The sequence below is a fragment of the Glycomyces tenuis DSM 44171 genome, from assembly GCF_000427885.1.
In the GTDB taxonomy this organism is placed as follows: Bacteria; Actinomycetota; Actinomycetes; order Mycobacteriales; family Micromonosporaceae; genus Glycomyces; species Glycomyces tenuis.
On sequence record NZ_ATYW01000017.1, the window covers coordinates 181,650 to 192,638 of the forward strand.

Sequence of the window (10,989 nt, forward strand, 5' to 3'; positions counted from 1 at the left end):
GGCGCCGCTCCGCTCGGAGCGGCGCCCTCGCGCGCCGGTGGGATCGCTCAGCGGCGAGACGGCTCAGTCGAAGTCGGTGCCCCGCGAGACCGGCTCCCACGCCTTGAGCTCGGCCGACTGCGTCTCCAGCGCGTCCCCGATCGCGTCGGCGGCGTCGGCGCCGAGCACCAGGCGCAGCGGCGGCTCGTCGGCTTCGAGCGCGGCCAGGATCGCGGCGGCGGCCTTGGCCGGGTCGCCGGGCTGGCTGCCGTCGCTGTCGGGGAAGGCCGTGCGGAACGGCCCGACCGTCTCCTCGTACCCGGCGATCGGCGCGGACTGCGACTGCGAGGCGCTGGCCAGGCCGGTGCGGAACGCGCCGGGCTCGACGATCAGGGTGCGGATCCCGTGCGGGGCGACCTCGGCGGCCAAGGCCGTGCTCAGGCCCTCGAGCGCGTGCTTGCTCGCCGAGTAGGCGCCGACGCCGGGGAAGGAGAGGCGCCCGCCCATGCTGCTCACTTGGACGATCGCGCCCGAGCCCTGGGCCCGCATGTGCGGCAGCACCGCCCGGGTGAGGGCGGCGGGCCCGAAGAAGTGCAGTTCCATCAGCGCGCGCAGTTCGCCGTCGAGGCTCTCCTCGACGGCGCCGACGTGGCCGCGCCCGGCGTTGTTGACCAGGACGTCGATGCGGCCGTACCAGAGGGCGACCTCGGCGACGACGGCGGCGATGCGCTCGGGGTCGGTGACGTCGAGCCGGACGGGCACGGCCCGGTCGGGGTGGGCCGCGACGAGATCGTCGAGGGACTTGGTGTCGCGGGCGGTGGCGACGACGGTGTCGCCCGCCGCCAGGGCGGCCTCGGCGATGGCGCGGCCGAAGCCCGAGGAGGTGCCGGTGATCAGCCAGACGCGGCCGACGGGGTTCTTGGTGGTCATGGTGCTCCTTCGAGGTGCCGGTGGTTCAGGGGAGGATCGGCGTGCGGCCGACGGGGCGCCCGGTGGGCATCGGTGATGCCTTTCGGTTCGCGGTTCCACTCAGTTATCCCCCTGCGGCCCTTGCGGTGTCCAATACCGAGTTTCGCGCGGGTGATAAACGCGGCTTATGATCGCAGCATGGAGCTGCGTCAACTGCGGTACCTCGTCGCGATCGACGAGCACGGGAACCTCGGGCGCGCCGCGAAGGCGCTCTTCGTGAGCCAGCCGGCGCTCTCGTACGCCCTCAAGGGCCTCGAAACGGAACTGGGCGTGCGGCTGTTCGAGCGCACCCCCGGCGGCGTGGTCGCCACGGACGCCGGGCGCGACGTGGTGCGCGCGGCCTCGGAGGCGGTGCGCCGGGCCGACCTGGTCGCGGCCGTGGCCGCCCGGCACCGGCGCGACGCCGCCCGGGTGCTGCGGGTCGGCTTCGAGGCCAGCGGCGCCGGGGAGCTGACCAGGCGCGCCCGCGCCGAGTTCGCCCGCCGCCACCCGGCGGTGCGGGTGGAGCCCAAGCGGTTCGACTGGGGCGAGGAGGCGGAGGCGCTGCGGGACGGGCGGGTCGACGTGGCGTTCGTGTGGCTCCCGGCGGATCTGACGGGGCTGCGGAGCGCCGTCGTCCACACCGAGCCGCGCGTGGTCGGCCTGCCGATCGGGCACCGCCTGGCGTACCGGGCGGGCGTGTCGGTGGTCGAGACCAACGATGAGCCTCTGATGTGGACCAAACGCGCGCCGCGGAGGTGGGTGGACTGGTGGGCGGTCAATCCGCGGCCCGACGGCTCGGAGCCGCTGTGGGGGCCGACGAACGACAACGTGGAGGAGATGCTGGAGCAGGTGGCCGAGGGCGCGGCGATCTGCTTCGCGCCGTCCAGCATGGCCAGTTACTACGCGCGTCCGGACCTGGTGTGGGTGCCGCTGACCGACGTCGAGCCGCTGCGGGTGGCGCTGGCGTGGCCCGACGGCGCGGGGACCGCGCTGGCGCGCGGTTTCGTGGAGGTCGTGGCGGACCTGACGGTGACCGAAACCTGACTCACCACGTTCTGCGAGCAGAACGGCGGCAATGGAAACACTGGCACCTATCGTCCACACCAGCCACCGCAGTGCACCCCAGTGTGCATGCAATAGTCGCGAATACCACGATTGCCCGTATATACGCGGCTATGCCGAACCCGCAGGGATATTAACTGAATTATTTACATCTTCTGATATATGCGTTTTACCTCTAATCTCCTCATATGGCCCGGCTCACCATCGCCGGGCCGTGGCGGCCGTCCCCGCGGCCGCCCAACGGCCTCACCCGAAAGGCATGAAGAGATGAAACGCCAACGAGTGCTCGCGGCCACCGCCGCCGGCGCCCTCGCCACCACCTTCGCCCTCGCCTTCAGCAGCGGCACGGCCTCGGCCGACCCGCTCGAGCGCAAAGCGGACGAAGCCCGCGCCGAGCTGCTCGGCACGGCGAGCCCCGCCATGATCGAGGAGATGACCGAGACCTTCGGCATCTCCGCCACCGAAGCCTACGACCGGCTCGCGGTCGAGGCCGTCGCCTCCGAGCTCCTCACCGAGGTGCCCGAGACGTACGAGACCTATGCCGGCCTGTGGGTCTCCGACGACGCCGAGGAGATCCTCGTCGCCACCACCTCCGAAGCCGACGCCGCCGATCTGGAGGCCGAGGGCGCCACCCCGGTCCTGGTCGAGCACGACCTCGACGAGCTCGAAGCGGCCGCCGCCGAGCTCGACGCCGTAGAGGCCGAAGGCGTCTACGGCCACTTCGTGGACGTCGAGTCCAACTCGGTCGTCATCGAGGCCGCCGACGATGCCGCCGCGACCGGGCTGGCCGAGGCCGCGGGCGTCGACCCCGAGCTCATCACCGTCGACACCACCGCCGAGGCGCCCGAGACGTACTTCGTCCGCGGCGGCGACGCCTACCTCATCAACAACGCCTCGCGCTGCTCGGTCGGCTTCGCCGTCCGCCAGGGCAGCACGCCCGGCTTCGTGACCGCCGGCCACTGCGGCGGCACGGGCGCCGACGTCACCGGCGGCGAGGCCGCCCCCGGCGTGTTCCGCGCCTCGGTCTTCCCCGGCGAGGACCGCGCGTGGGTGGAGGTCGGCAGCGGCGAGCAGCTCCAGAACGTCGTGAACATGTACAGCGGCTCGCGGACCGTCAGCGACGCGAACCAGGCCGCTCCGGGCGCCTCGATCTGCCGCTCCGGCTCGACCACCGGTTGGCACTGCGGCACCGTGGAGGCGCTGAACCAGACCGTGTACTACGCGGAGGGAACGGTCTACGGCCTGACCCGCACCGACGTGTGCGCCGAACCGGGCGACTCGGGCGGCTCGTTCATCTCCGGCAACAGCGCCCAGGGCATGACCTCGGGCGGCTCGGGCGACTGCACCTCGGGCGGCACGACCTACTTCCAGCCGATCGGCCCGGCCCTGAGCGACTGGGGCCTGACGCTGGTGACGAGCTAGCGCCGCCGCACCCCCGGCTCATGGCAGGCAGTTGGGCGAGCCGGGTCCGCCGGAGGGCCCCACGAACGTGGGGCCCTCCGTGGCGCGCGGGGCGAAAGGCTCGAAATACTGATCTATTAGGACAATGCCGGGTGATGTTTGCGATCATGGACGAATCCCTATATATTGACCTTTATCAATAGGACGATCTGAGGAGGTGGACGATGTCCATCACCGGCACCGCCTGGCTGCGGCGCTCCCTCGTCGTGCTGTTCGCGTTGTGCGCGGCAGTGGCGATGAGCGTCGTGCTGGCGCCCGAGGCGTCGGCCCACGGCACCGCTACCAGTCCCCCCGCCCGGCAGTACAGCTGCTGGGAGCGCTGGGGCGACGACCATCTGAACCCGGACATGGAGCAGGAAGACCCCATGTGCTGGCAGGCCTGGCAGGCCAATCCCAACACCATGTGGAACTGGAACGGCCTGCTGCGCATGGACATGCAGGGCCAGCACGAGTCACGCATTCCCGACGGCCAGCTCTGCTCCGGCGGCCAGGCCGAGGGCGGGCGCTACAACTCGCTCGACGCGGTCGGCCCCTGGCACGCCACGCCGATGAACAACAACTTCACACTCCATTACGAGGACACCGCCAACCACGGCGGCGACTACTACTGGGTCTACGTGACCAAGCAGGGGTACGACCCGGCCACGCAGCCCTTGACGTGGGGCAGCCTGGAGCGCGTCGCCGAGACCGGCGTCATCGCACCGGGCGAGCCGGTCGACATCCCGGTCAGCGCGCCGGGCCGCACCGGCCACCACGTCGTCTACGTGATCTGGCAGGCCAGCCACCTGGACCAGGCCTTCTACTCCTGCAGCGACGTCGACTTCGGCTAGCTACGGGAGCGCTCCCAATCACATCGAGATCGGACGCCGGTGAGCAGGCGTCCGCCCGAAGGGCCTTCCGTTCCGGGAGGCCCTTCGCGGTGCCCGAGCACGGCCCGAGGGCCGCTCAGACCGCGGCCGCGTCCCAGCGCGGCTCGGCGTCCACCCAGGACGCCACCTGGTGCACCGCGGTCTTCAGGTGCCCGCGGTCGGCCCGCTCGTCGTCCCACTGCACCGCCTCGACGACGAGCTCGCCGCCCGTGCGGCGCAGCGCCACCCGGCCGGGCAGGTCGTCGCCGACGAAGACCGGCAGGCAGTAGTACCCGAAGGTGCGCTTGGGAGCCGGGACGTAGATCTCGATCTTCCAGCCGTGCCCCCACAGCCGCTCCATGCGCTCGCGCAGCCACACCAGCTGGTCGAACATCGACACGGCGACGGCCCGGTCGGGGTCGGGCGCCCGCAGGCGCCGCGCGCCCGGGTCGATCCACGTCCGGCCCCGCCACCCTTCGACCTTGACCTGCTCGATCTCCAGCTCGCGCAGGGTCCGCTCGACGGCGGCGTTCTTGATCCGGAAGTAGTCGGCGATGTCCTTGGTGGTGGCCACGCCGAGGTTCCGCAGCGCGGTGCTCACCAGGAAGCGCAGCCCCTCCTCCTCGGTGGCGTCCCAGAAGTGCCTGGCGGGGACGGCCCGCTCGGCGAGCCGGTAGACGCGCCGGAAGCCGACCCGGTGCGTGCAGGCGACCTCCCCGAACCACAGCATCCGCTCCACGGCCCGCTTGTGGTCGGTGCGGAGGTTCCAGCTGTCGCCCATGTTCCCCTCGCCCATGCCGCGGTGCATGGCGCCCTTGGGGAAGTCGCCGACGGTGATCGAGCCGCGGTCGGCCAGCAGCGCGCGCACCTCGTCGTTGACGCCGTCGGCGAGCGCGTGCTCGGCGGTGAAGCGCTCACGCCAGTGGCGCCTGCGCCAGGCCATGTACGGCCAGGCCGACACCGGCATGAGCGACATCGCGTGCGCCCAGTACTCGAAGGCCACGGCGGTGCGCCGCTCGTCGAGACTGGCGGCGGCCTCGGCGACGTCGACGTCCCGCGCCAGCAGCGCCAGCTCGTGGGCGCGCCGGACCGCCGAGATCGTGTCGAGTTGGATGCAGCCGAGCCGCTCCAGCACCGTCCGGTAGCGGACCGCCTTGCGCGGCAACTGGCTCGCGACGGCGATCCGCCGGGCTTCGGCGAGGCTGAGGGTCTCGGGCACGTCGTCGTCCTTCCGGGAAGAGGTCTCCGGGGGACCGTAACCGAAGCCTCCGACAAGTCGGCCGGGAGCGCGTCCGCGGAGCCGTCACCCGGCACACCACGGCGACGCTCGCGGAGCCGTCAATCGGCACCACGTCGACGCTCGCGGAGCCGTCAACTGGTGCAGGCGACCGTCCCGGTCTCGGCGCGCGGGTCGGCCGCGCCGACCGCGTGCCCCTCGGCGTCGATCTCGATGAGGTGCGCGTGCCCGAAGCCGCTCCCGGCCTCGGTCTGCGCCACGGCGTGGCCGCGTTCGGCCAGCCCCGCGCTCCACGGCGCACCGGCTTCGAGCTCGACGTCGACCTCGTAGGGGCCGTGCCAGGTGCCGAAGCCCGTCTCGCCGGGGTGCAGCCGCCAGCGCGGCGCCGCCACCGCCTCGCCGACGGACTCGCCCGAGGCGAGGACGCGGCCGAGCAGCTGGGCGACGATCTGCGGCTGCGAGTCGCCGCCCATCGTGCCGGCGATGAGCCGCAGCGAGCCGTCGGGGCGGGTGACCAGGGCGGGCACAAGCGTGTGCGGCGGCCGCCTGCCGGGCGCGAGCTCGGCCGGGTGCCCGGGGGTGAGGTTGAAGCCGGTGCCGCGGTTCTGGAGCCCGATGCCGGTGCGCGGCTCGAACAGCCGCGTCCCGAACCCGGCCGCGTTCGACTGGATGTAGGAGACGCCCATGCCGCTGCCGTCGAGGACGGCCATGTACGTGGTGCCGCCGGCCTGCTGGTGGACCGGTACGTCGACGCGGCCGTCCGGACTGATGCGGGCGGCGCGCTCGGCGGCCGAGGCGAGCACTCCGGCGACGTCGGCGCCGTCGCAGAGGTGCGCGGGCCGGTCGTGCCCGGCCAGGCGCGAGGCCTCGACGAGGTAGTGCGCCCACAGCGGATCGGCCGGGTCGGCCGGCAGCTCGAGGCGGTCGGCGATGGCGAGCGTCAGCAGCAGCAGATAGCCCTGGGAGTTCGGCGCGGCCGTCCACACCCGGTGGCCGAAGGCCTCGGCGCTCAGCGGCGCCTCCCAGGCGGCCTGCGAGGCGGCCAGGTCGGCCTCGGTGAACAGGCCGCGGCCCGTCTCGATGAGGCCCTGCCCGAACTCGCCGAGGTAGAACCCGTCGCGGCCGCCTTCGGCGGCCGAGCGCAGGGCCGCGGCGGTGCGCCGCCGCGTGACGATGTCGCCCGGTTCGAGCCCGACGAGGTCCTCGGCGCCTTCGACGCCCTCGAGCGCGGCACCGGCGACCGCGAGCATCCTCGTGGCGGGCCAGCCCTCGTCCGCGAGACTGATCGCGGGCGCCAGGAGCTCGGCCATCGGCTTGCTCGCGTACCGCTCGTGCAGCGCGAACCAGCCGTCGACGCAGCCGGGCACGGGCGTCGAGCGGATGTCGTCCCGGAACGGCATCACCGCGTGCCCCTCGGCGCGCAGCGCCTCGGGGTCGGAGCCGGACCCGGCGCGCCCGGAGGCGTTCAGGCTCGCGGGCGCCTCGTCACCGGGCCGGTGGACGAGCGCGAACAGGTCGCCGCCGAGGCCGCACAGGTGCGGCGCCACCACGGTCAGGGCCGCCCCGGCCGCGATGGCGGCGTCGACGGCGTTGCCGCCCTCGGCCAGCACCTGCCGACCGATGCCGCTGACGAACGGATCGACCGAACACACGACACCCTGATCGACCACGGGACCTCCCTATCGCTCGCGTTCCGCGCCACGAAGCCTACCTTGCCGCGCGGCTAGCAGCGAGCGGTCAGTAACCGGAGATGCGCACCGCCCGGCGGTACCAGTCGACGTAGCCGAGCACGATGACGGCGAGCAAGCCCAGGTGCTGCAAGGCGTTGAGCTCGACCAGCAGGACGACCGCCGTCCCCGCGAGCACCGCCGCCGTCCTGGCGGCCGCTCCGGCGAAGTGCCCCCGGCGGCCGGGGGCGAGCATGTCGCGGCGGCACGGCGCGGGCAGCGCGGCGAAGGTGCGCGCCCACTGCACGGCGAAGGCGGCGAGGAGCAGCCCCGCTAGGGAGGCGCCGAACCACGACGGCGTCGGGAAGATCCAGTCGAAGGCGTTCAGCACGAGCGCCGCCCGCAGCGCCCACTCGTACCAGCGCCACGACCAGCGCAGCAGCACCGAGGTGTAGACCTCCTCGTGCTCGTCCTCGGCGCCCGGCGCGGGCTCGGTCTCGTGCACGCACACCACGCCGCGGGTGATCCGGCCGCGGGCCTGGAGCAGCGAACCGAGATCGTAGCGCGCCTCGGCGTTCTCGGGGTCGAGTTCGAGGGCCCGTTCGTAGTGGGACTGCGCGCGCCGGTGCCGCAGATGGTGATCGAAGATGCGCCCGGCCGTGTACTGCACCCAAGCGTCGTCGGGCGCCAATTCGAGGGCCTTGTCCACCAGATCCCGGGTGACGCCGAAATCCTCTTCCTCGTAGCGGATCCAGGCGAGCTCCATGTGGTGGGAGCCGTTGTCGGGCGCCAGTTCGACGGCACTGCGCAAGGCGGCCGCGGCCTCGTCCCGGCGCTCGAGCTCGAACAGGACGTTGGCGAGCACCCAATGCGCGTCGGCGTTCTCGGGCTCGGCCTCGACGGCGCGCACCGCCCACTCGTGCGCGTCGCTGTGGCGCCCGGCCCTGTTGAGCGTCCAGGCGAGCAGCAGCTGCGGCACCGTCGCAGGCCCGTAGCGCTCCACGGCCTGCACCAGCACCGCAGCGGCCTCGTCGAAACGACCGGCGTCGATATGCTCGCAGGCGCGGGCCTCGACGGCGTTCACGATGAAGCCGGGCCATGTCCTGGCCACGGCTCCCAGCACACGCCCGCGGGCGACACCGTTTCGCATGCGCGACTCCAGATCACTCGGGATGTGTCGATTCGATGCTAGAAACAATTGTCAAGGCCTGCCCGATCTCCATTCCCGCCGCGGATGCAATGGAGTGCCGATGCTCTCACGGTGGGTGCTTTTGCGGCTCGACGGAATTAGCATAGAGGTGGACCGCGTCCACCTGTACGGCAAAGTCTCTTGTACGGTGGACGACAGTGGTGGGGACGAGAAGAAGGATCGGAACCTGTGATGGAAGAGCCGACACAGCCGGCGGATCTTGCCGGCCCGATCTCATCGACCGTGCGCCGCTGGCGTCGATTGGCCGTGCGCCACGACCTCCAGTGGAGCGAGCTGCTGCTGATCGCGCTGAACCTCTACGGGCTGCGCGGCAACAACACCGAGGGCATGCGGCTGCGCGGCAGCTCCGAGGGCGAAGAGTTCATGACGGTGCTGCCGGCGGACCGGGCCACCTCCCCGTTCAGTCTGCGCGCGCACGTCGACCCCTCGTCTCCGCAGCACGGGCTCAGTGAACTGTGCGTCGACGGCACCCCGGTGGCCGAGATCATCGAGGCCGAACCGGGCGACGAGGTGCGCGGCTACCTGCGCGCCGACGGGACGGCGGCGACCCTGCTGCTGCAGAACGGCACGGACTCGCAGGAGCTCGTGAAGAACTACCGAGACCTGTTGCAGGCCTTGGCCTCAGACCTGTCCGACGACGGCACGCCGCACCCGATCCGAGAGGTGATGCTCACGGCCATCCACACGCACGACGAGGCGCTGGTGGTCGAGAACCTCATCGCGGTGCGCGAGGCGATGACGGCCGAAGGGCTGTCGGAGAGCACGACGCTCGGCGTGCTGACGCCGGCGCTGCACAGCGAGGCGGCGTTCGCCGAGCTCGCCGAGAAGGTGGGGTCGGTCCTGCTCTTCCTGACCACCGAGTCGGTCGAGGGGGGCCGCGCCGAGCCGGCGGCCGAGACGACCGCGACTCAGGACGCGGCGGCCGCGGACCCGGGCGTCCTCGCCGAGGCGCAGCCGTCGGAGCGCCTCTCTGAGATCCTGGCGGCGGCCCGGGAGTCCGGACACCGGACCTCGTTCACGTACACGGTGGGAAGCGAACCGCTCGACGAGATGCGGGCCTGGTTGCTGCCCTTGGCGGAGCAGACGACGATGTGGCCCTCGCTGACGATCCTCCCGGCGGAGACGCCGGTGGACGACTCGCAGCACGTGGCCGCGCCCGACGAGCGCCTCGACTTCTTCCTGGAGGCGCGGAGCCTGCTGGAGCAGATCTTCTCCCCGACGGAGCTGCGCCCCGAACCGTGGCGCTGCTACCGGGGCCTGTGGTACCGCCAGCATGCCGGTGAGCCGCTCCCCGGCCCGTACGTCTAAGGCGTTCAGCGGTTCTGGGCGCGGGCGGCTATCGCCTTCGCTTCTTCGAGCGTCCGCCCTGACTTCTCCAGCAGGTGCAGCCGTTCAGGGTTGACGTATCGCTCGGTGTACCCGCAATCTCTGCAGACGAGGAAGTGGCTGTCCTGGGTCCGGCTCGGCACGATACCCAGATACAGATCGGGACGGCCGTACCCGGTGGAGGCGGAGGCCCCGATCACATAGATCCGGTTGCCCTGACACTTGACACAGATTCCGCTTCACATGGTGTACCTCCATCGTTGTGGCCCATGATGATAGTCACCGGGTGCAATCAAGCGTGAACACCGAAAGCCCCGCCGTCGCCCCGCTTGCGACGGCAGGCGGGTATTGAGGCGGGACGGAGAGCATCGGTCGCCGGGGCCCGGGCGAGCTCGTTCTCAAGCGGGAGCGCCGCCGAACGAGATCTCGTTCCCTTCGGGGTCGTGGTAGGTGGCGTGGCGAACCCCGTTGGGGTAGGTCTCGCGCGCTGAAGGTTCGATGCCCCGCTCGGCGATCTGGGCGAGAAGCGTCTCGAAGTCGTCGACGAAGACGGTGAGCATGGCGTTACCGGCGCGCTCGGGCCGGTGTTCGACGGCCACCGACCGATGCTCGGCAAGCTCCCACACGGCCTCGGTGTCACTGGCGATGAACGTTGCCGGGGAACCGAACAGCTTCTCGTACCAAGCCAGTGCCGCCGAATAGTCGCTCACTGGGATTCCCGCATACAGGTCTACTGCCATCCGGCCATGCTAGTAGGGCAGGCCCATGACACCGCCCGGCATAGCGGGCCGGCCGTGGGGTTGGCTCAGGATGCGGCGGGGGGTCTGCTGGTCTGGCCGGCGGGCCCTGCATGCGTCGGCGGGGCGGTGTCGCTGCGAGCACGAGAGCTCGGACCGCGCGGCCAAGACAGCCCGATCGCCGCGCCCCAGAAAGGTGCAGGCCGGGCCCCGCCAATGCCGGGGGGACGGCGAAGGGCCCCCGCTGTTGGCGGGGGCCCTTGCGTCATGTCAATGTTTGGCGGTGTCCTGCTCTCCCACACCCCCTCGGGTGCAGTACCATCGGCGCTGGAAGCCGTAACGACCGGGTTCGGAATGGGACCGGGTGTGCCACTTCCGCTCTCACCACCAAACAAACCAGTGAGACCACATACACAAGCCCGCAGAACCTTGAACGACCGACCTTGCGGGATCGTCGTATCACGGTCCTGGGCGTGTTGCCTCAGAATCGCATAGCGTGCGTGAATGTCAT

10 protein-coding genes and 1 rRNA gene are annotated in these 10,989 nt (G+C 71.4%); 4 read left to right on the forward strand and 7 right to left on the reverse strand.

From position 1 onward, the window contains the following. Window positions 1-63 precede the first annotated feature (63 nt). On the reverse strand, window positions 64-909 hold the full coding sequence (locus tag YWW_RS0118915) for an oxidoreductase (RefSeq protein WP_026931344.1): 846 nt from the start codon (window positions 907-909) through the stop codon (window positions 64-66). A gap of 177 nt (window positions 910-1,086) precedes the next feature. Here YWW_RS0118915 and YWW_RS0118920 point away from each other — a divergent pair, with 177 nt between their 5' ends. The 3 genes from YWW_RS0118920 to YWW_RS36510 all read left to right on the forward strand — a co-directional run bounded on the left by YWW_RS0118920 (window position 1,087) and on the right by YWW_RS36510 (window position 4,283). After that, the gene (locus YWW_RS0118920) at window positions 1,087-1,974 is read left to right on the forward strand and encodes a LysR family transcriptional regulator (RefSeq protein ID WP_026931345.1); all 888 of its coding nucleotides are present in this window, start codon (window positions 1,087-1,089) and stop codon (window positions 1,972-1,974) included. A gap of 285 nt (window positions 1,975-2,259) precedes the next feature. Then, window positions 2,260-3,414: a S1 family peptidase gene (locus tag YWW_RS31495; protein ID WP_035697028.1), complete on the forward strand. Its 1,155-nt coding sequence runs from the start codon at window positions 2,260-2,262 to the stop codon at window positions 3,412-3,414. Between the two features lie 203 nt (window positions 3,415-3,617). Beyond that, window positions 3,618-4,283, forward strand: a complete 666-nt coding sequence (locus YWW_RS36510; protein WP_026931346.1) for a lytic polysaccharide monooxygenase auxiliary activity family 9 protein — start codon at window positions 3,618-3,620, stop codon at window positions 4,281-4,283. Between the two features lie 115 nt (window positions 4,284-4,398). On the opposite strand, the gene YWW_RS36515 is transcribed toward YWW_RS36510, so the two are convergent. The 3 genes from YWW_RS36515 to YWW_RS0118945 form a co-directional block, all read right to left on the reverse strand. Next, window positions 4,399-5,520 (reverse strand): DNA glycosylase AlkZ-like family protein, encoded by a 1,122-nt coding sequence (locus tag YWW_RS36515; RefSeq protein WP_051326025.1) that lies wholly within the window; start codon window positions 5,518-5,520, stop codon window positions 4,399-4,401. A 152-nt stretch (window positions 5,521-5,672) separates the two neighbouring features. Continuing rightward, window positions 5,673-7,208, reverse strand: a complete 1,536-nt coding sequence (locus YWW_RS0118940; RefSeq protein WP_026931347.1) for a gamma-glutamyltransferase family protein — start codon at window positions 7,206-7,208, stop codon at window positions 5,673-5,675. A gap of 67 nt (window positions 7,209-7,275) precedes the next feature. Further along, the gene (locus YWW_RS0118945; RefSeq protein ID WP_081687580.1) at window positions 7,276-8,355 is read right to left on the reverse strand and encodes a tetratricopeptide repeat protein; all 1,080 of its coding nucleotides are present in this window, start codon (window positions 8,353-8,355) and stop codon (window positions 7,276-7,278) included. Window positions 8,356-8,586: 231 nt separating this feature from the next. On the opposite strand from YWW_RS0118945, the gene YWW_RS31505 reads away from it, so the two are divergent. Beyond that, window positions 8,587-9,723, forward strand: coding sequence for a hypothetical protein (locus YWW_RS31505; protein ID WP_155830263.1), 1,137 nt, complete (start codon window positions 8,587-8,589; stop codon window positions 9,721-9,723). Window positions 9,724-9,728: 5 nt separating this feature from the next. Here YWW_RS31505 and YWW_RS0118960 read toward each other — a convergent pair whose 3' ends face one another. The 3 genes from YWW_RS0118960 to rrf all read right to left on the reverse strand — a co-directional run bounded on the left by YWW_RS0118960 (window position 9,729) and on the right by rrf (window position 10,870). Next, the gene (locus YWW_RS0118960; protein ID WP_155830264.1) at window positions 9,729-9,884 is read right to left on the reverse strand and encodes a hypothetical protein; all 156 of its coding nucleotides are present in this window, start codon (window positions 9,882-9,884) and stop codon (window positions 9,729-9,731) included. A 255-nt stretch (window positions 9,885-10,139) separates the two neighbouring features. Next, entirely contained in the window at window positions 10,140-10,481 is a 342-nt protein-coding gene (locus tag YWW_RS0118965; RefSeq protein ID WP_026931350.1) for a VOC family protein, read from the reverse strand. A gap of 272 nt (window positions 10,482-10,753) precedes the next feature. Further along, window positions 10,754-10,870, reverse strand: a 5S ribosomal RNA gene (gene rrf / locus YWW_RS0118970). Window positions 10,871-10,989: the final 119 nt, after the last annotated feature.